The sequence below is a fragment of the Bdellovibrio sp. NC01 genome (genome assembly GCF_006874625.1).
Classification (GTDB): domain Bacteria; phylum Bdellovibrionota; class Bdellovibrionia; order Bdellovibrionales; family Bdellovibrionaceae; genus Bdellovibrio.
Window position 1 is genome coordinate 3,026,190 of the sequence record NZ_CP030034.1, and the last position, 20,030, is coordinate 3,046,219.

Consider the following 20,030-nt stretch of genomic DNA (forward strand, 5'->3'; position numbering starts at 1 on the left):
ATAAAAAAAGCCCCAAAGTAAAAGTAACTTTGGGGCTTCGAATAAAATTCAGATTATTGACCAGCGCCAGTTGCAGGTGCTGCTGCAGGAGCTGCTTCCATAGCTGGAGCTGAATCAGCAGGAGCTGCCGCAGCTTTCTTCTTAGAAGATTTTTTGTGAGAAGCAGAGTGAGCTGCTTTTTTGCCGTGGTGCTTTTTCTTCGCTTCAGCAGCGAAAGGCATAGCAAGAGTTGCAACAAGAGCTACAAGAGCCATTTTAGATAGTGCGTTTTTCATGAATCCTCCGTTGATTATGATCTTAAAAATCGCGGTTAAATATTGTTAAAGATAGGCTATGGTAGCATAAGCTTGTCACCTAGCAAGGTCCTAAAATAAATTAAACAACGCGGCCCATCTTTAGCCTGCATCTTAACTGAACTATAAAGAACACAAGAGGTCCTCATGAATTCACTCCTGTTTTCACCACTTAAACTTCGCAGTCTTACTCTTAAAAATCGCATCGCGGTTTCTCCGATGTGTCAGTACTCCGCGAAGGATGGCGTGCCTAATTCTTGGCATATGGTGCACTTGGGTTCCCGTGCCGTCGGCGGAGCTGGATTGATTATTGTTGAGGCAACTGGCGTTTCACCCGAAGCACGCATCAGTCCAGGGGACTTGGGTCTTTGGAACGATCAACAGACCGAAAGCTTTAAGCCCATCGTTTCATTTATCAAGGAAAACGGAGCTGTCGCAGGGATTCAGCTTGCACATGCCGGAAGAAAAGCATCAACCGACGTTCCATGGAGAGGTGGCAAGGGTCTGACGCCTCAACAAGAAGGTTGGCAAACTCTCGCACCGAGTGCGATTTCTTATTCCGACAAATACACGATGCCTAAAGAGATGAGCACGGATGAGATCGAACAAATGATCCAGGATTTCTGTTCTGCGACTCAACGAGCGATTAATGCCGGATTCCAAGTCATCGAATTGCACTTTGCGCACGGTTATTTAATGCACCAATTCCTTTCGCCCCTATCAAATCATCGCCATGATCAATATGGCGGCACTTTAGAAAATCGCATGCGTATGCCTTTAAAAGTGGTCGAGGAAGTGCGCAAAGTTATGCCGTCTGATATGCCCTTGCTTGTGCGCATCTCTGCAACAGACTGGGCCGAGGGTGGCTGGGATTTAGATCAAAGCCTGATTTTCTGCCAAGAGTTGAAAACCCGCGGCGTAGATCTTATTGATTGTTCTTCGGGCGGTTTGACGGGCGCACAAAAAATAGCTGTGGGTCCTCACTACCAAGTGCCATTCGCAGAAGCCGTTAAAAAAGAAGCTGACATTTTGACCGGAGCTGTGGGACTTATCACTGATCCCGAGGCCGCTGAACAGATTCTCACTTCGGGAAAAGCGGATCTTGTATTACTTGCGCGCGAATTATTACGAGATCCCTACTGGCCATTGCATGCCGCGAAAAAACTCGGCGTAGAAATAACTTGGCCACCTCAATATGAAAGAGCAAAATAGAGTTATGACAAATACGCCTCACCATTCAAATGCAATGCAAGTTCGCCAGGCCCTGTGGGCTTTGCAAAAAGAAATTTTGAATTCTTTGAAAGAGCAATTCGATAGCGAAGTGGGCTACGTGGCTGCTCCGACAGAGTGGTTTCAAGTTTTGATGACGGCTGAACGTTATGTGTGGTTGAAAGAGCTGACGTCGTTGATGGCCGATATCGACATCATGACCGAGCTTGAAGAGATCACTGAAACCCACTCAAGCACAGCGCGCGCAGAAATCGAGCGCCTCTTGCTTGAACACGTTGAGCACTCTGACTTTGCAAAACAATATAAAGCACTTTTGACATCTGGCGTGGATCTTATGCCAGCACACTCGCGCTTAAAAGCCGCTGTTCAACATTTACCTAAGGTCGAGATGACGAAAGACCAATCGCTTGCCGAAAGAAAAACTTGGCACGAACAGCACCGTCATCAAGCACGTAAAAAAAGAAATTAAGATCCGCTAAAAGACATGTCCTCACCTGATCGCACTTTAAAGTAATTTAGAGATATCAGGGAGGACATTATGTTTTTCCGAAAACTCTTCTTCTGTGTCTTCTTAGTCTGTGGTTCTTTCGCAGCCGCTGCCGTCAGTTTCCACCTTACTTCCGCCGTTGAAAATTTTAGCTTCTTAAACTCGCTTAATTCAGGGCGCAGTCTTTACGAAAAATATGGTGGCTATCAAACCATAAAAAAAATTGTCGATGATACCGGAGCTGCTTTGCTTTTGGATCCCGTCACAGCGCCGTTCTTATTATCGGGAAGTACTTCCGAAGCCGACTCTTTTGATCGGGTCTTAAGCTGCTTGGACCAACAATTCAGTTCACTTATGGGTGGCCCCTATAACTATCCCGATGTCTCTTACTTCCGTGGTGCACCGAACGAAGGATACTCTTGCTACGAAATCAAATCCTTGCAAAGCAATTTTAATCTCTCCCCTGAGGTCTATGATCGCTTTATGGTGATTTTGATTGATGTGCTTCGTTCGAACGGAGTCAGCAATAACGACGTGAAATTAATTACTGAACAAATGAACTTACAACACGACGATTTAGTGGGGCTGTAATCATGACAGTAAAAATGAAAGAAGAAATCTCGCGTGGAGTTTTGTTAGCACTCGTACTGCTTGTCGTTACGGCAGGGCTTGTCGGATTTTTACATACTCCGGCGGCGCAAAGAATTCCATTTATTCAAGAAGCGACGAACTCAATATTAGGTTACAGTTGCTCTTCAGAAAAAATGTCATTTGCAGAATTAAGCTCATTACGCACACGTGCGATTTCACACTTACAAGGATTCCAATACGCGCCCTCACGCCCCGCCTTAGGTTTAATACTTGATCAAACGACGATTCGCGAAGCTTCGAATTGGCTGCAAGAAAAAGGCTTATCATGCCGCCACGGCGTGAATGCGTACGCCTTTATAAAATGCATTCGCGTTCCTGCAAACTCACTTGGAGAACGCTCGTTTAATCTGATCGATGAGATGGCTTTGAGTTTTAATAACAAAGGCAAACTCGTCTCAATCAATCTGTTACGCAGAAAACTTTCTGCCACTGATGGCGCAAAAATCTTAGGCGACATTTCACACAGCTTGAAAAGTCGACTTGGGAATCCGACAAAGATTTTTGGCGATATCGATGTCAAAACTTTTACTGAGGCAATGAATTCAGTGTCGATTGAGTATAGCTTCAAAGACTATCTTGCCAAGGTGACGGCATCTTACCTACCCTGGTCTGGGGTTGTTTTGTACGAGCAGTATTTAAGTTATTCCGATAGCGAATAACTATGGGGGCTAGGATGGCCCCTTTTTTAATTTTAGCCTTTTACACATAGAACTTGTTTTAAGATTGCAACCACTTCGACCAGATCGTTTTGGTTGTTCATCACTTGATCAATGTCTTTGTAGGCCGCTGGAATTTCATCGACAACGTGTTGGTCCTTGCGACATTCAACACCTTCGGTTTGTTTCTTAAGATCGGCAACTGTAAATCGTCGTTTGGCTTCCGAACGCGACATTCTTCTTCCCGCGCCGTGCGCACAGCTATTAAACGACTCGGGATTGCCTTTGCCGCGCACGATGTAGCTTCTTGCACCCATCGAGCCGGGAATGATACCTAGATCGCCCTGCTGGGCACGTACCGCGCCTTTACGAGTCACTAAAACATTTTCGCCATAGTGAACTTCTTTAGTCGCATAGTTGTGGTGACAATTCACCTTCAAGGAATACGGAATTTCCGCACCGTGCATTCCGATATGATAAGAGATGGCGTTTAACACACGACGAAACATCTCTTCACGATTTTCAAGAGCATAACTTTGTGCCCACTCAAGATCGCGCATGTAAGCATCATAGTCTTTTGTGCCTTCGACATAATAAGCAAGATCAGGATCAGGAAGCTTCACTGCAAGATTCTTAATTTCCGATTTCGCGTTACGAATGTGGGCTTCCGCCAAAGATTTACCAACATTGCGCGAGCCTGAATGCAACATCACCCACACACTGCCTTGCTCATCCACGCAAACTTCGATGAAGTGATTTCCTCCTCCCAGTGTGCCTAACTGCAATGACGCTTTTTCTTTTAAGCGCATGTTCAGCACAGACTCGGGAATATTCTTCCACCCTTTCCAACTTTCAACAGATTTTGTAAGGGATCTATTCGATTCGTGACCCACTGGAATTGCATTTTCGATTGTTGCTCGCAAACGATCCAGGTCATGTAAAATGCGATCAGGCTCTACGTTCAAACGTGCCGCAATCATACCACAACCAATGTCCACGCCCACCGCAGCAGGAATGACAGCGCCTTTCGTTGCAACGACGCTTCCCACTGTCGCACCAATTCCCAAGTGAACATCAGGCATAGCTGCAACGTGTTTGAAGACGAATGGCAACGATGCCGTGTTCTGAAGTTGCTTTAATGCTTGAGACTCAATCTCTTCACTTGGCGTCCACAATTTCACTGGAACATGAGATGTAGTAAGGTTCGTATAGACTGGCATATGGTCCTCTTGTAATCCGCTCTCACTCTGGAATGTGTTAATCTTAACACATGAACTCACGCGGGCGAATTCACTTTTTTCTAGCACTAGCCTCTGCATCGATTATCGGAGTTTCAGCGCAGGCAAAACTGCGCATCCTAACAGAAAACTGGCCACCGATTTCTTATGAAGAAAAAGGGGCAGCGAAAGGAATGGCCGTTGAACTGGTGCAAGCTATACAAAAAGACCTTGGAAACAAATCTTCCATCGAAGTCGTTCCATGGGCTCGCGGCTACAAGCTTTTGCAAACGTCTCCTAATACAATGCTTTTCACATTGATTCGCAATCCCGAGCGCGAAAAAATGTTTACGATGTTAGGTCCTGTCGCGCGCGGAAACACAACTGTCTTTTCGCTGACGAAACCTCAACGTCACTTCAAGGATATTGAGGTGATGAAAGCCAAGGCAACCGTTGCGGTCACTCGCGGTACCGCTTTTGAAAGTGCAGCTCGCAAAGAGGAGTACAAAAATATTCTTGACGTTCGCGACACCGAAATGGCTTTACGTTTGTTACTCGCTGGCCGGGTCGACTTGATTTGCGACGACAGCTTGGCTATTCGCGATGCACTGACACGTTTAAAAATAGATCATCACGAAATCAATTCGGTGAAGGAACTCGCCGAGTACAATCTTTATTTAGGTTTTTCTCCAGGCACTGATGCCACAGAAATCACTGCTTGGAAAAAATCTTTAGAGACTTTGAAAAAGAACGGACAGTTCGCAAGCATTTATAAAAAATGGCTTGGTGAAATGAAGCCACCTTCACGTGTTGAAGTAATATATCCATTGGATAAACTGCAGCGAGCGGCAAAGGAAAGTTCATCCCTTCACTCTGCTCGCAATTGATCAAAATAGTATCGAATACCGACGGCTGCAGAAAAAAGCTGTTCGTACTCTAGCGACGAACGCGTGTTGTACTGCGAGATAATGTCAGTATCAATCAGCACCAACTCATAGAACACGCTCCACTGCTTGGACGACCATGCAATACCCATAGAGATTGCAGTTCGCAGCGAAGTCTCATCGTAATAGTTACCTTCAGGATATTGCCCGGGGCTTTTATAGAAAAAATCGCCCGAGCGCGAATACATCGCTTGCACTCCCAAGTACGGAGCATCCAGGATGCCCCACTTACCAAGGCCCCACGTCAGGGGCATGAAGCGCATTTTCAAGTTGTATTGACTGACAACGGATCCATCATAGTCTTGCGAGCCACCGATCCCCAGATCCATTCCAAACCAGTGGGCTTCATTTTCAAAACCCACCGCGATCGAGCCATCACCTAAAAATCCCGCGTGCTGTGCTGATGCATCCCATGTCACGGCCCCTGCTTGGGTTGCAAACAGGATTAAGAAACTAACGACTAACTTGTTCACACTTGCGCAATTGGCAGTACCAAACATTTGTGCCTCCCGCGTTGAATTCCATCACGTTGTATTGGCCGTTTTCGACTCTTGGTACGGTCAACTGCTTGTAATTCGAATGCTCTGTGATGTTGAAGGTGTGAAGATGACCATTGATCACCCAGTTCACACCGTCATCAGCATAGAGTCTGTTGAAATCAGAAATTGATTTTTCATTAAAGTAATACGGATTCGTCGCATCGACGTGATGAACGACGATCAGATTCTCGTACTTCGCCTGGCTGTTCTGCACTTGGTTTTCTAACCACTGTGCATTCCAACCTTCGTCAATAAAATCCAAACGATTGTTGTTGGCGAAAATAAATTTCGTCTTCGCAAATTCAATCGTGAAGTTTTCAGAGCCAAATGCTTGACGATACAGCGACGGACCTTTGCCCACAGAATCATGATTGCCGATCACAACCACAAACGGCTTTTTCATTTTTTCCATCGCTTCAATGAAGTAGTCGTATTCGTAATTGTAACCTTGGTTCGTGAAGTCACCAACATGAATGACGAAGTCGATATCGCTTCGAGCATTAAGCACATTAATCACGTCACGAAGATCGTTATAATTCGAATGTGTATCTGAAATCAGTGCGATCTTAAAATGATCCGTTAAACCTAGATTCTGAATTTTTGCGATGTTGGTTGCGTTCCAGTTGCGTTTTGATTCTGTGAGAATATCCGTGAAGGGTGAACCCTTGAACTCAGCACATCCTCCTGCAACTAAAACAACTGCCAATAAGAGGAGTAAATATTTATACATAGTCTGACCTTTCACAGCGCAGACTACATCATTACTCCACAATTGCAGAGATCACTTGAAAAGATTTCGGCGAACTTTAGACGCCAAAATTTAGTACTCCGATGAAGTACAGAATATACGCAACTACTCCGACGAAGTCGGAGTGTAGTGTAGACTAGTTGTGACGTTTGCCGAGATATTTCGGATTCAGAAGATTTTCATCTGAGAAAATCTCATCAAGCTGTGCTTGCGTGACGACTCCTCTTTCGAGCGCAACTTCTGCCACACTCTTTCCAGTTTGCGCACAGATCTTGCCGATCAAATCTCCTTCAGCGTGACCGATGATAGGATCAAGATACGTCACGATCCCGATAGAATTCATCACGTATTCACGACAGCGTTCTTTGTTCGCCGTAATACCATCGACACATTTTGATTTTAAGTTGTAGCAAGCGTTTGTCAGAAGCGAAATAGATTCGAAAATGCTGGATGCAATTACGGGCTCCATAACATTCAATTGCAACTGCCCTGCTTCAGCGGCCAAAGTAATCGCAAGATCATTGCCGATCACTTTGAAAGACACTTGATTCACAACTTCTGGAATCACCGGATTTACTTTTGCCGGCATAATAGACGAACCCGCTTGTAGCTCTGGCAAGTTGATTTCTTTTAAACCTGCGCGTGGACCTGAACTTAACAAACGCAAGTCGTTGCAAATTTTTGAAAGCTTCACTGCCGTACGTTTCAATGCACCTGAGATGATGATGTAAGCACCGCAGTCACTTGTCGCTTCAATCAAATCTTCCGATTGTACGAAATCATAACCAGTCACTTCTGCCAGCTTCTTAACAGCTAATGGAGCGTAACCTTCAGGCGCATTCACACCCGTGCCGATTGCTGTGGCACCAAGATTCACTTCAAGAATTAGTTTTTGCACGGTCTTCAAAAGACGGCTGTCTTCTTTCAACAATGTGGCAAAGGCGTTGAATTCTTGACCCAATGACATTGGAACCGCATCTTGCAACTGCGTGCGACCCATTTTCAAAACTTTTTTAAATTCGACACCTTTTGCTTCGAACGCTTCTGCTAAAACGCCAACGGCTTTGATCACTTCATTCAAGTGTTCATACAAAGCCACACGGAAGGCCGTCGGATAAGCATCGTTCGTCGATTGGCATTTGTTGACGTGATCATTGGGATGAATCACATCGTAACGGCCTTTTTCCAAGCCATGAAGTTCCAACGCAATATTTGCGATCACTTCATTGGCATTCATGTTTACCGAAGTGCCAGCGCCACCTTGGAAAACATCCGAAGGAAATTGTGCGCCCCACGCTTTGGGATTTTTTAAAATTTCATCGCACGCTTTCACAATCAAGTGGCCAACGTCTTTAGGGATTGTTCCAAGCTCCATATTCGCAAGCGCAGTTGCTTTTTTCGTCAGGGCCAAGCCACGAACAAACAAGGCATCTTCCCCGATCGTCTTTCCAGAGATCTCGAAATTTTGAATCGCACGAAGGGTGTGAATCCCATAATATGCTACGGCCGGAACTTTCAATTCGCCTAACAAGTCTTTTTCAATTCTAAATTGTTCCATACTACATCTGCTCCAAATTCAAAATCTCGCCGCGCTTTAAAACACGAAAAGAACTGTCTAACACATTCGCTTTTTTCAGCTCTTCGTTTAACAGAGCTGGTGGCGCATCTATGGCTTCATCACTTAAACGAAAACTGCCCCAGTGAATCGCAATAGAAAGCTTCGCGTGCAAGTCTTTATGCATCTGCACTGCTTCCGCCGGATCGACGTGATTCTGCTTCATGAACCAACGAGGCTCATACGAACCGATGGGTAACAAAGCGACATCAACAGCGCCAAATTTCCGATAGATATCCTGAAAATCTTTTGAGTACCCGGTGTCACCTGCAAAAAAGAATTTAAACTTTTCTGTGGTGATGAACCAACTGCCCCACAATGTCTGGTTACTATCGAACAATCCGCGATTGCTCCAATGTTGTGTCGGAGTGAAGGTCAGCGTCAACCCTTTGACAAAAAAATTGTCCCACCAGTCCAACTCTTTGACATTACGAATGCCTTCGTCTTCTAAAAGTTTTTTGTTCCCCAGCCCCACAAGAAATAACGTTTTCCCTGGATCACGCTTTTCGAGTGACTTTAAAGTCGCAAGATCCAGGTGATCATAGTGATTGTGCGAAATAATCACGACATCAATGGGTGGCAGATCTTGCAGTTGAAATGGCAACTCTCCTTGACGCTTAGGTCCGATAAAAGAAAAAGGCGAAACTCTTTCTGAAAACACTGGGTCCATCAAAACGCGCACACCATCAAGCTGCAATAATGCCGAGGAATGCCCAATCCACGTAAGCCTATCGCCCGAAGCTTGTTGCAAGGCATTCACATCAGTCTTCACGATTTGCGGAACGTATGGGGCTTCTTCGGGTTTGTCTTTGGTTAAACGCTCCCATTGCCATTTTAAGACGCTCGCCCTGGGTTCGCGGTTGTAATTGTTAAGGAAGCCCTGTTTGCCGTAGTGAGGCTTTAATGAATTGGCCATGCTTTAGACTAACGTGTTTTACACGAGCCGTCATGCACCCAATTATTGCCAGTGGTCACAAGGCAGTTTACGACAGAGTTTTGACATTTTTAAGTAGGAGAAACTCACCCGTGTTGGCAGCTTATTGGAAGCAAAGAAGCTTATCGCAAAAAGTCACAATCGTATTCATCCTGACTTTAATCTTCCGTCTTTTCTTCAGCACAACTGTCGGCCTGATCGATGACGAGACTTATCACTGGTCATGGGCAAAAAGCCTGCAACTTTCTTATTTCGATCACCCCGGTATGATCGCATGGCTTGAGGCCGTATCGACTGCAATCTTCGGCGATACTTATTTCGGAGTGCGCTTGCCAAGTTTCTTGTGCATGACCGGCACTTTGGTTCTTTTGTACAAACTTACAAAAGATTTGTTTGATGAGTACGCCGCGATCGCTGTGGGCTTCGTGATCTTGTGGTCACCGTTCTGGGGCTTCGGCGGTTATGTTGCTTCACCAGAGCCACCATTCATGTTGTGCTTCGTTGCAGCTGCTTACGTATTCTGGCAAGGAGTGCGCGAAGATGCCCAACGCTGGAGCACAAAGAAAACTTGGCTGTGGCTAGGTGTGATCATGGGCTTGGGATTAAATTCAAAGTTCATTATCGCATTGATTGCTCCAGGTTTTGGTTTGTACTTACTGGCAACCCCTTCACGTCGTCGCGATTTGTTGACGATCTGGCCGTGGGTTGGTTTTTTAATCGCAACTGTTTTGTGTACGCCGATCTTTGCTTGGAATGTGATTCATGACTGGCCGGGTTTCCGTTATCAATTCCATGATCGTCACGAAGGCGGCGGTGGCATCAACATCGGTCGCTGGTTTGGATTCTTTGGCGCGCAGTTGTTGTTCTTAACGCCGTTCTTGTATGTGCTGGTGGTTTTAACATTCATCAACTCGTTCCTAAAACGCACGGAAGCTCGCTGGAGATTCTTGTTCTGCATGACTCTTCCATCATTAGCTGTGTTTTATCCACAACCCTTGTTCGCGGATTTCAAACCGCACTGGAGTGGTGCCGCTTACACATTGTTGTTGATTGGTGCTGGCGCCATTTGGTCGCAAGGTATGACGTGGGGATCGCGCCAAGTCGTTAAACCTAGAAGCAAAGTTTTTACTCGCGGTATTCTTGCTTTCTTTATTCCACTGGCGATTCTTTCTTATGCTCCGTTTGTCTATCCATGGGTGCCAGCCGCATTCCATTTCTTTGCACCAAAAGCAGAATGGAAAACGACTTACGATTTCAGTAACGAATTCACAGGCTGGGAAGAGCTTGGCGATTTCGTCAATCGTCGTCAGCGCGAAATTCACGCGGAAACAGGTCACAAACCTTTCTTGTCTGCCCTTCGTTATGAAACGACGGCGCAAACAACTTGGGGCACAAAACAAAAGATTTACATGTTGAATTCAACAGTCAGTAACTACACAGTTATGCAACCTGTTGAAGAAATGAAAAATCTTGAAGGCCAAGATGCGATCGTCGTGACAACTGAAAAGTATGATCACGATCCGTTGAAGTACGCGAAGTTCGACTCTTGCAATAAAGAAGAACTTAAGACTTACCGTCATGGCGTTCATTCGCGCACATTCAACGTTTATTTGTGCAAAAACTTCCAGGGCATCATCTATAGCCCGGGCGAAGTTCCACCGTCAGCACGTCACTAATCAGCGTTGCGAGGTCTTTTGGATATCAAGGCCTTCGATTTGTACAATCGAAGGCGCCGTCCAAGTTCCGTTCAACACTGACTCCTTCGGCGCATAAATTTTTAAATTCATCGAAAATAATTTTTCTCGCGGGCCCGGAATCCAATTTGTTCTTGGGATGTTAATGCGTGGCTGATCGCCCACAACCAACGTTAGTGATCCATCCCTGCCATAAGTAAGGTTGCTTTTACTGTTCAACTGATAGCGTTTATAGGCGTTTGTGACGACTTTTGAATCCGGCACTCCTAAAATAGTTAAAGACCAGAAACCGCCACTTACATCTTTAGGCAATGCGCCTTTATCAAAATGCACTAAATAAGTATTCGTCCCGTTCATCACGCGATCATCGCGATCTTTTTCAGCTTTAAAGTACACGACTTCTTTCGCTTCATTCCACCAGATCGTACCGAAGGTTGTCGCGGTTCTGAACCAATAGTCTTCGCCAAATCCATCTTTGTACGGAGCCGTCGAACTCCAGCCATTGTTTTTAACCCCGATGTCGGCGACAAAACGACGAAATTGCGGCACTGATTTTTCTTCGATCAAGGTATCAATCTGTTTTTTGTTCACATCACTTTGTGAAGCGTACTGCGCGACCGCGCGCACTTTGGCTTGCAAGTCTTGCGCGGCCTTCATTGAATCAGGCGCACTTCTTAAAACCGTCTCAACAATCGGATATTCGAAAGCTTCCACCTGCAAAAGATTTTCATTCGCGAACATCGGAATCTTTTGCGCGGGTTCCACATCTGTTTCTGTATTACGAGTCAGCTTAAACAATTTCTGCAAACGCACCGCTTCGGCATCTTGTCCCTCGATACGCGCGACAAGTTTCGCTTTATTCGAAGGCAGGTTGATGCGCACCATATCTTTCGCAGTCGGTGGACCCTCTTTCAGGCAAAATGCAAATTTGCCGTTGGGATGTTGTGGGAGCGTTCGTTCGTTAATGTTTGCAATGATCCCTGCCCACTCGTCCATCACTTGCGCGGTATAATAACGACCTTTGATTTTGGGAATGTTTAAGATCTGGCATGTCTTTTCATCAACGGCAATCCACGCTTCAACGTTCGTCGAATCCAAATTTGGATTCGGAGCGGAGGTTTGTCCCGTCGGAATATACTTAATTTTATTGTAGCCAAGATTTTTCTCTGCCACATCCAGGCGCTCTTGACGAATCACGAAGTAACGAGACATCAAGTATACATAAGCATCGGTCACGTCTTTTTCAGACAACCCGGCTTTCGCAAGAGCGATGTTTGTTCCCGATTTTTCTGATTGAGCTTTAGCCTCTTTTTTTTGTTCGCTTTGACAGGCACTCAATAAACTCACAACCGACAGAGCCGCAACAACCACCTTCAGCATACTTCCCCCTCTGTTTATCACACTAAGGGCGGTTGTTAGCCTCAACGCCAGCGCGAAAAACACATATCCCCGCCTCGACCTTCGCAAAGGGACGGACTTACTTTTGATTAAGAATTGCGTCAATTGACGTCGTTTTGAACCAAAAGTAAGTCCGTACCTTGCGGGAATGCAGGTAGGAACTTAAAATTTTAGGAATGACTGCTGACAGCTTTTTTCAAAGACATTCAAAACTCACTCGTTCTTTGAAAAAGTTCGTTTTGGATTTTCAGCAACAACTCCCGGAAGACACGTTCGCTGCGTTTTTAGTAAATCTTGATGAAGAGCTGCAGAAATACTCTCAGCAATTGTTATTAGCTCCGGCGGGACCGGCCCGTGCACGTTTGCTGCAAAGCCTGGTCGATCAAGAAATTAATAGTGAAAAAGAAATTCAAGTCAGTTGCACCAAAGGGTGTTCCGCTTGTTGTCACATGGAAGTTGAAGTCACAAGTTATGAAGCTGATATTCTTCATAAGCTTGTCACCGACGGGCATGCAATAGACCGCGAGCGCCTAAAACAACAAAGTCAGCGCAAACTGCAAGATCCCTTATGGTTTCAAGGTCCCAAGAAAAGTCCTGAAAGCCGTTGTGTGTTTTTGAATGATGAGGGTGCTTGTAGTATTTACGAAAATCGCCCCGTCATGTGCCGCAGACATTCGGTCACAACACCAGCTAAAAACTGCGAAGACTTAAATGAAAAAATCACGGTTCGATACTTTCCACGCGTGGACTTACTAATCAGTGCTGCGAATGAAGATCTGAATGTGCAAGTGGGACCACTCGCCAAAATGCTTCAGATGAAGCTGCACGAAGAAATCGACTTCATCTAATCCGAAAAAACAAAAGGCACCTTTCGGTGCCTTTTTATTTTAGCTGCTTCAGCTTCCGCGACTGCCGTCGCTCCAGCTCTGCCGGCTTCCGCCGTTATACGTACGAGCCGCGTTTGATTTTTTCCAAGATCAACTTTTCTGTCTTGATAGGGTCCTTTGGATCTACCGAGAAGAATGATTGCTGCTCACAACGAATCTTTTCTTTGATCAACCAGCGAAGGATGTCCGCCAAGTTTTTATTCTTCTTATCCAAGAAGAATGGATCGTTTTCCAAAGCGTCTTTTGCTTTTTTCAAAGCACGTGCTTCAGCCGGATCAGATTCTTTCACTTTGTAGTGAGGCAGATCGTATTTTTTCACGTCTTCAGGCAATACACCCAAGAATTTTACATTCGGTGCAGAGAAGTCAGCGTTACGGATCAAAGATGCCGCAGAGCCTGCTTTCAATGTACGGAAGATATTTTGCATCGTGTACGCATCGAGATCTCCGAAGAAGTACATTGGAACATCTAGTTCTTCTTGGATCAGCTTCGCCCAACCACGAACACCATTCGATGGAACCCCTTGAGCACCCATGACGATACAGTTGTTACGTTTTGTGAAACCCATTGTTACAAGCGTATTCGCCGTACCTTCAGATTCAACGATCAAGCAGAAGTCGATTTTCTTTTTCGCCTTCAATTTCAAAGCTTGAGGTTTATTCTTCGGTTGGAATGGTGACGTACCCAAAGTTGAAAGATCGATCACCGCACGGTCACCGTCTGCCAAAGTTTCAGTCACGATCAATTGTTGCGAGTAAGTTTGTCCACCACGGTCATTGGCGAAAACGTTCAATTCCTCACGATACACTTCAAGCATATCGCCGATGAAATCGATGATCGCATCTGATTCAGGCTGATCTTCGAAATCCAAAGGTTTCAAACGAGGATTGCCTTTAATCTCACCTTTACAGATGTAGTAAAGTTCACGCTTCGTATTGACGTTGCCGACATCAAGGTTACGCAACAAGATCTCAAGAATGAAAACCACGCGCGCAAGTTTTTGTACGGAAGATACGTTCAACTCTGTACGAACAACTTTATCACCTGGAGTCAGGTAACCCACTTTGGCGTTGTACAAAGAGTTATCCAAAGAAGTCTTTACCGCTTCCAAAACAGGACGTTTTGAAGATTCAAGATCCTTCAACATCTTGTCAGCCAAGATGCGGGCCTCTTTAGGGATATCAATTTTTAAATCACGGATGCTGAGTAGTTTTGCCATTACGCTTTTTTCCCAGTCGTTTTCTTAGTTGCTACTTTTTTTGTCGTCGCTTTTTTAGTTCCTTGAGAACTATCTTCCGACGCCTCATCGACCAAATCTTCAGAGCTGATTACGTCCAACTCTTCTTCATCACCGTGGTCGATACCTTTTTTCTTCTCGCGCTTTTTCTGCTCAAGAAGTTTAGATTCCGCTGCTTCCAAATCTGCAATCGCCTCTTCAGAATCGCGACCCAAAAGTTTTTTCAAACCTTCTTCGGCTTTTTTCTTACGAGACTCTGGAGCTTTGATGATTCTTGCCAAACCTTCTACCAAGATCGGACCGAACTGCTCGATGTGAGCAAGTTTTCTTTCAAGATCCGCTTCTTTCACTTCTTTTTTGATGTGACGAGAAAGCTTTTGACCCGCTTGGATCAAGGCAAGACGAATTTCACCAACCAACTCTTCAGAAGCGTCGATTGTTTCTTTCGAAGCATTTTTAAATTTAATGAACGGAGACACGATTGAAACCGCGAAAATATACGGACCCAATGGCAAGCTGTCTTTCGGCTGACCAAGACCGTATGATTTCCAGTTTACTGATTCAATCGCCCACGTGATCGCACAACCTGATTTATCGAATTGCAACGGCACGCGATTCGCGAAACGTAGCAATGTCACAGGAGAATCCGCTTCTTGATTGCGGTTTTTGAAACGCGCCAAAGCCACTTCCACAACCACCGGTTTGAAGTCACAAATAGTCGGCTTACGAGTCACAACTGCGAAGAAGTCGATTTCACCCAAACGCGTGATTGATTTAGAAAGAGCTTCTTCACCCACAGTCAAAACTGACTTCGTTGAAGGCGCCATCAAATCTGTATTTTGCACCGCTTGGAAAACTTTTTTGAAGTCTTCTTCAGACAAAGAAGTGATCGGTTTTTCTAGCAAATTCTTAGGCAAACCTTTTTTCACGAACTCAGAGATCGATTGATCAGAGATGCGCGAAAAACCAGTTTTCAAGAATTTAGACAAAGTCGTTTTACCGAACAATGTCGAGTGAGTGATGAACTCACCTAATTTAAATGTATGAGGATGTGGCAAAGACGCCTCTGGAACTTGCGGTACATCTGTACTTACGCGAGTCACAGTAACGAAATCATTTTCCATCAACTTATACGTAATCGTCATGTGCGGATTTACTAGGATCGTACCTTCAAGATACGTCACAAGACCACCGTCACCGTTCAATTGAATACGTCCATCAAGAACGAACTCAACGCGAGTTCCATGGTCGCGATCCCAATCCAAAGTTTCTTTATTTTTTAGAACACCTGTATTGGATTTGATGTCGACGTCTACTTGAGCCGCGACAGCTTTACGCATTTTTTTAGTTTTAGAAACGACGTTTACACCACGGGCATTCGTCATTTGCGCCCATGTTGTTGCAGCAGAGATACCGATACCTTGTTGACCACGAGAACATTGACCGCGACCGAACTTAGATGATGCAAGATACTCACCGTAAACTTTGGCAAGATCTTCGGCTTCGATACCAGGTCCGTTATCTTCAACGACGATACGAATAAGATCGGTATTTTTAGTGGAACCGCTGCCCACTTTTGAAATCTCAACCAATAGATCTGGAAGAATTCCCGCAGATTCGCAGGCATCCAATGAGTTATCCACGGCCTCTTTCAAGGTCGTCAAAACGGCCTTCAATGGAGACGAGAAACCGACCTGTTGGAGGTTCTTAGCAAAATATTCAGCTGTACTACTTTTAGTAATTTTGCTCACAGTCGCTTAATCCTTACAACGATGTTAACGAATTTTTATCGAGGGCTCCTGCCCTTGCTCCCTTACCGGAGCTGCGCTAATTTGCCTTCCTGGCCAATTTTTAATGAATGACTTTGATAGCTTAACTCGAACGCATGGAGTCAAATCAAGACCAAAGCCCCAACGCTGCTTGGCGTAAAATTGAATGTGAGAAAAACCGAGTTCCAAAAAAGCAGCCCAAAAAACAGTCGTTTCCCTCTGAAAACCATATCTGAGAGGCATAAAAAACCCCGAAAAAAGGGCTCTGAAACAATAAAAAAACCTACCATTTTGATGCGTATTCGACGGCTTTTTTGCTGTTAATTGCCGGTTTTTATCGGCCGGCGATGAGTTCATTCCCTGGAAATCAGAGTCTATCTCTCATATGGGCACTCAAACAGTCACCTATTGGAATAGAACCTTTGGACTGTTAAGATATCTTGGTGAAGCACACATCTCGCTCTGAACATTCGAAATTCCGTACTCACAGCGAGAACATTTGCCATCTGATTTCAGAAGAGGGTTTGAGTTTTCGCCCTTATGCCCGTGAAGCCCTGACTTATTTCAGTCTGCTTGATGAAGCCTTACAACGCGCGATCGTCGTCGACCTGATGAACTACTATCAGATTTGCTTGGATATGCGCGCGACCGGACAAACTTTAAAGAGTACACGCGTGTTTACGGAAAAAGCTTTAGATCGTTTGGATCTGCACATTGATCCTAAAGAGCTTGAACGCATCGAAGATCAACACATCATTGAAATCTATGATGTCGATCAACGACAGATCTTCAGAAGTTTCCGTTTTTTTGAAGTTTCAAGTTATACGCTGGAAGATCTTTTGTGTCGTCGTTGGTATCATATCTTTTTGCGTCCGCCAGAACACGAAGCCGCCTTTCAAGCAAAGGTGAACGAATTCTTCACGGCAAGCGAAAAGAAAACGATGGAGCTAGGCTTACCCGAGTGTCCTGTTTCTGAAAGTGAAACTCTTGAACGCCTTAAAATCTTCGCGCAAGTTCATCGCTTCGTTCCGCTCTTTGACCAGAACAAGCAATTCAAAGCCGTGATGTTAGTCATCACGGCACGCCCGGAAAAATAGAGCAAAAAAAAGCCGGAATTTCTTCCGGCTTTTTAGTCTTATTTCGTGATTCCAAACTTATTCATGATGAAAGCGTATTCTTCCGCTTGTTCCCACAAGTGATCAAAGCGTCCTGACACCCCAAAGTGTCCTGCGCCCATGTTGGTTTTAAATACCAACGTATTGCTATCGGTTTTCAACTCGCGCAATTTAGAAACCCATTTAGCTGGTTCCCAATATGTCACGCGTGGATCGTTCAAACCACAAGTCACAAACAACGTGGGATAAGCTTTCGCTTCGACGTTATCATACGGAGAATAACTCTTCATGTACTTGTAGTATTTCTTATCCGCTGGATTGCCCCACTCTTTGTATTCAATTTGTGTCAGTGGCAAATCCTTATCGAACATTGTGTTGATCACATCCACAAACGGCACGTGAGCTGCGATAGCGCTGTACAGATCAGGGCGCATATTCATACAAGCTCCCATCAACATACCACCGGCACTGCCACCGCAGGCTGCAAGTTTATCTTTTGCAACAAGACCGCTTTTAATCAGGTAATCGCCACACGCATTGAAATCTAAGAATGTGTTTTTCTTTTTCAAGAACTTACCGTCTTCATACCAGTAACGACCCATTTCAGAGCCACCACGCGGATGGGCCAATGCATACACAAAACCACGATCAATCAAACGGAACACATCACGACGAGCTGGGAATGCATCAGGAATGCTCATGCCGTATGAGCCATAACCATACAAGTAACCTGGCGCTTTTCCGTTCTTCTTCAAACCTTTGCGATACACCAACGTCAAAGGCACTTTCACTCCGTCATGAGATTTCACCCATACACGTTCACAAACATAGTTTGCTTTCTTGTGACCTTTCACTTCTTTGGTTTTCAAAGTTTTGGATTTACGCGTCTTCATATTGTACTCGATCACGGAATCAGGTGTGATCGGTGACGAGTAAGAAATACGCAAAGCCTCTGTTTCGAATTCACGATTTGCGCCCAATGAAACGTCATAGGCTTTATCAGCGAATGAAACAAGATGATCTTTTTTCTTAGTGAAATCATAGATACGAATTTGCGGCAATCCGCCTTCGCGCTCTGTAATCACCATGAAGTCTTTGAACATCATCAAACCCGTGCGCAAAATCGCATCAGAGTTCTTAATGAACGTTTTCCAGTTCTTGCGACCCGGTTTTTGCAAAGACGTTTTCATGATTTGGAAATTTGTGGCTTTGTAGTTCGTGTGAACCCAGAACTCACCCTCACGATCCGTCACAGAATATTCGATACCTTCTTTACGAGGTTCGATGCATTTGAAATGACCATGTGGTTCGTGCGCGCTTAAGTACCACACTTCCGTCGTGATTTTACCGCCTGTGTGGATGTAAAGCATGTCTTCGGATTCAGACTTCTCGACACCGACGAAGAATTGCGCATCTTTTTCTTCATAAACCAGAACATCGTTCTTAACATCTTCACCCAAAGTATGACGCCATACTTGGAACGGACGAAGATTTGCATCAAGCACGACATAGAAATACGTCATGCCATCAGCAGCCCACATGCCGTTTCCACTGCTATTCAATAACGTGTCTTTCAAAATCTTATTCGATTTCAAATTTTTGAAATGAATTGTGTGACGTTCTGAACCGTCGAAATCCACCGCATAAGCCAGTGTGTTTTCTTCTGCTGAAATATGCATGCTTGCTAAGGCGAAGTATTTTTTGCCTTTAGCAACCACGTTGCCATCAAGAATAACAACTTCACGACCACCTTTTTTAGGCTTACGCGTATGAATCGCGTATTGTTTTCCTTTTTTAAATTTCGTCGTGTAAAGGTAGCTACCGTCTGGCGCCGGCACAGAAGAATCATTTTCTTTGATTCGAGCTTTCATCTCTTTGAAGAGTTTGTTTTTAAAAGCCTGAAGCGGCTTCATCACAGATTGAAAGTAAGCATTCTCAGCGTGAAGATATGGCATCGTTTCTGGATGATTTTTATCACGCAACCAGAAGTAATCATCGACTCGTGTGTCGCCATGATTTTTAAAAGTTGTCGGATGCTTGGACGCCTGCGGCGGCGTTAACGTTTTCTTAGCCATTCTTCCCTCTTTCTTGTCAGAGGGATCATTCTAAAAGTGAAGACGATGCGAGGCAAGAAGCGTGCAGCCACGGCGAAGAAGTGTTTAGTGTTTTGCCGCGCAAGTGATGAGGCTGATGTATTTGGGCGCGTGATCTTTACTGACTAAAACCCCGCTGCCGTTTTTGTCAGTGGACGAAGTTTGTAGCGCCGCTCCCGCTCTGAAATAAAGGCCGTCCTTTTTCGAATTTTCTACGGACCAATCCGCAAGATCGCCCCACCCAAAAGAAACACACACCGCTTGTAAAACCGCTTCTGTGTCCGTGAACTCTTCGTGACTGATAGCGTGATCATCAGAACCGTGATCAGCAGCAAATAAATATTCTTTACCGGCGATTGTGAGCTTGGGAACTGCTTTATAACAAGAATTTTTACGGCACGCTTCTTTAGCGATTTCCATACGACTTGAAGCTGGCTTGCGACCCGGATCTTGCTCATGGGCCCATGCCGAAAGAGTGAACACCAGCGATGCTAAAACCAAAAATACTGGCTTCATTTATAAC

At 44.9% G+C, this 20,030-nt stretch carries 19 protein-coding genes; 8 read left to right on the plus strand and 11 right to left on the minus strand.

Going from position 1 to position 20,030, the window contains the following annotated elements:
- Positions 1 to 53 precede the first annotated feature (53 nt).
- Positions 54 to 275, minus strand: coding sequence for a hypothetical protein (locus DOE51_RS14410; protein ID WP_142697250.1), 222 nt, complete (start codon positions 273 to 275; stop codon positions 54 to 56).
- Positions 276 to 440: 165 nt separating this feature from the next.
- Between DOE51_RS14410 and DOE51_RS14415 the strand changes: the two genes are divergently transcribed.
- The 4 genes from DOE51_RS14415 (at position 441) to DOE51_RS14430 (ending at position 3,320) form a co-directional block, all read left to right on the plus strand.
- Positions 441 to 1,505, plus strand: a complete 1,065-nt coding sequence (locus tag DOE51_RS14415; RefSeq protein WP_142697251.1) for an NADH:flavin oxidoreductase/NADH oxidase — start codon at positions 441 to 443, stop codon at positions 1,503 to 1,505.
- 4 nt (positions 1,506 to 1,509) lie between these two features.
- The gene (locus DOE51_RS14420; RefSeq protein ID WP_142697252.1) at positions 1,510 to 1,992 is read left to right on the plus strand and encodes a hypothetical protein; all 483 of its coding nucleotides are present in this window, start codon (positions 1,510 to 1,512) and stop codon (positions 1,990 to 1,992) included.
- A 69-nt stretch (positions 1,993 to 2,061) separates the two neighbouring features.
- Positions 2,062 to 2,601 carry a hypothetical protein gene (locus tag DOE51_RS14425; protein ID WP_142697253.1) on the plus strand — a complete coding sequence of 180 codons (540 nt, stop codon included), beginning with the start codon at positions 2,062 to 2,064 and terminating at the stop codon, positions 2,599 to 2,601.
- A gap of 2 nt (positions 2,602 to 2,603) precedes the next feature.
- A complete protein-coding gene (locus DOE51_RS14430) occupies positions 2,604 to 3,320 on the plus strand; it encodes a hypothetical protein (RefSeq protein WP_142697254.1) in 717 nt (238 codons plus the stop codon).
- A gap of 32 nt (positions 3,321 to 3,352) precedes the next feature.
- Here the strand turns inward: DOE51_RS14430 and DOE51_RS14435 are convergent, their stop codons facing one another.
- Positions 3,353 to 4,537, minus strand: coding sequence for an RtcB family protein (locus DOE51_RS14435; RefSeq protein ID WP_142697255.1), 1,185 nt, complete (start codon positions 4,535 to 4,537; stop codon positions 3,353 to 3,355).
- Positions 4,538 to 4,587: 50 nt separating this feature from the next.
- Here DOE51_RS14435 and DOE51_RS14440 point away from each other — a divergent pair, with 50 nt between their 5' ends.
- On the plus strand, positions 4,588 to 5,421 hold the full coding sequence (locus DOE51_RS14440) for an ABC transporter substrate-binding protein (protein WP_142697256.1): 834 nt from the start codon (positions 4,588 to 4,590) through the stop codon (positions 5,419 to 5,421).
- Here DOE51_RS14440 and DOE51_RS14445 read toward each other — a convergent pair.
- From DOE51_RS14445 to DOE51_RS14460, 4 genes are all read right to left on the minus strand, one after another.
- Entirely contained in the window at positions 5,403 to 5,978 is a 576-nt protein-coding gene (locus DOE51_RS14445; RefSeq protein ID WP_142697257.1) for a hypothetical protein, read from the minus strand. The genes DOE51_RS14440 and DOE51_RS14445 overlap by 19 nt on opposite strands.
- A complete protein-coding gene (locus tag DOE51_RS14450; RefSeq protein ID WP_168196464.1) occupies positions 5,932 to 6,723 on the minus strand; it encodes a metallophosphoesterase in 792 nt (263 codons plus the stop codon). The genes DOE51_RS14445 and DOE51_RS14450 overlap by 47 nt, the downstream gene beginning before the upstream one ends.
- A gap of 178 nt (positions 6,724 to 6,901) precedes the next feature.
- Positions 6,902 to 8,323 carry an aspartate ammonia-lyase gene (gene aspA, locus DOE51_RS14455; protein WP_142697259.1) on the minus strand — a complete coding sequence of 474 codons (1,422 nt, stop codon included), beginning with the start codon at positions 8,321 to 8,323 and terminating at the stop codon, positions 6,902 to 6,904.
- A 1-nt stretch (position 8,324) separates the two neighbouring features.
- On the minus strand, positions 8,325 to 9,296 hold the full coding sequence (locus DOE51_RS14460) for an MBL fold metallo-hydrolase (protein WP_142697260.1): 972 nt from the start codon (positions 9,294 to 9,296) through the stop codon (positions 8,325 to 8,327).
- A gap of 32 nt (positions 9,297 to 9,328) precedes the next feature.
- On the opposite strand from DOE51_RS14460, the gene DOE51_RS14465 reads away from it, so the two are divergent.
- On the plus strand, positions 9,329 to 10,990 hold the full coding sequence (locus DOE51_RS14465) for a glycosyltransferase family 39 protein (protein WP_142697261.1): 1,662 nt from the start codon (positions 9,329 to 9,331) through the stop codon (positions 10,988 to 10,990).
- Here the strand turns inward: DOE51_RS14465 and DOE51_RS14470 are convergent, their stop codons facing one another.
- The gene (locus tag DOE51_RS14470) at positions 10,991 to 12,388 is read right to left on the minus strand and encodes a DUF1214 domain-containing protein (protein WP_142697262.1); all 1,398 of its coding nucleotides are present in this window, start codon (positions 12,386 to 12,388) and stop codon (positions 10,991 to 10,993) included.
- Positions 12,389 to 12,582: 194 nt separating this feature from the next.
- Between DOE51_RS14470 and DOE51_RS14475 the strand changes: the two genes are divergently transcribed.
- Complete coding sequence (locus DOE51_RS14475; protein ID WP_142697263.1) at positions 12,583 to 13,254, plus strand: YkgJ family cysteine cluster protein; 672 nt, start codon at positions 12,583 to 12,585, stop codon at positions 13,252 to 13,254.
- A 94-nt stretch (positions 13,255 to 13,348) separates the two neighbouring features.
- Here the strand turns inward: DOE51_RS14475 and DOE51_RS14480 are convergent, their stop codons facing one another.
- Positions 13,349 to 14,512 (minus strand): DNA topoisomerase VI, encoded by a 1,164-nt coding sequence (locus DOE51_RS14480; RefSeq protein WP_142697264.1) that lies wholly within the window; start codon positions 14,510 to 14,512, stop codon positions 13,349 to 13,351.
- The gene (locus tag DOE51_RS14485; protein WP_142697265.1) at positions 14,512 to 16,281 is read right to left on the minus strand and encodes a DNA topoisomerase VI subunit B; all 1,770 of its coding nucleotides are present in this window, start codon (positions 16,279 to 16,281) and stop codon (positions 14,512 to 14,514) included. Before DOE51_RS14485 ends, DOE51_RS14480 begins: the two co-directional genes overlap by 1 nt.
- A 461-nt stretch (positions 16,282 to 16,742) precedes the next feature.
- Between DOE51_RS14485 and DOE51_RS14490 the strand changes: the two genes are divergently transcribed.
- Positions 16,743 to 17,396, plus strand: a complete 654-nt coding sequence (locus tag DOE51_RS14490) for a hypothetical protein (protein ID WP_142697266.1) — start codon at positions 16,743 to 16,745, stop codon at positions 17,394 to 17,396.
- 38 nt (positions 17,397 to 17,434) lie between these two features.
- On the opposite strand, the gene DOE51_RS14495 is transcribed toward DOE51_RS14490, so the two are convergent.
- Both DOE51_RS14495 and DOE51_RS14500 read right to left on the minus strand, forming a co-directional pair.
- The gene (locus DOE51_RS14495) at positions 17,435 to 19,489 is read right to left on the minus strand and encodes a S9 family peptidase (RefSeq protein WP_142697267.1); all 2,055 of its coding nucleotides are present in this window, start codon (positions 19,487 to 19,489) and stop codon (positions 17,435 to 17,437) included.
- An 84-nt stretch (positions 19,490 to 19,573) separates the two neighbouring features.
- A complete protein-coding gene (locus DOE51_RS14500; RefSeq protein WP_142697268.1) occupies positions 19,574 to 20,023 on the minus strand; it encodes a hypothetical protein in 450 nt (149 codons plus the stop codon).
- Between the last annotated feature and the right edge of the window lie 7 nt (positions 20,024 to 20,030).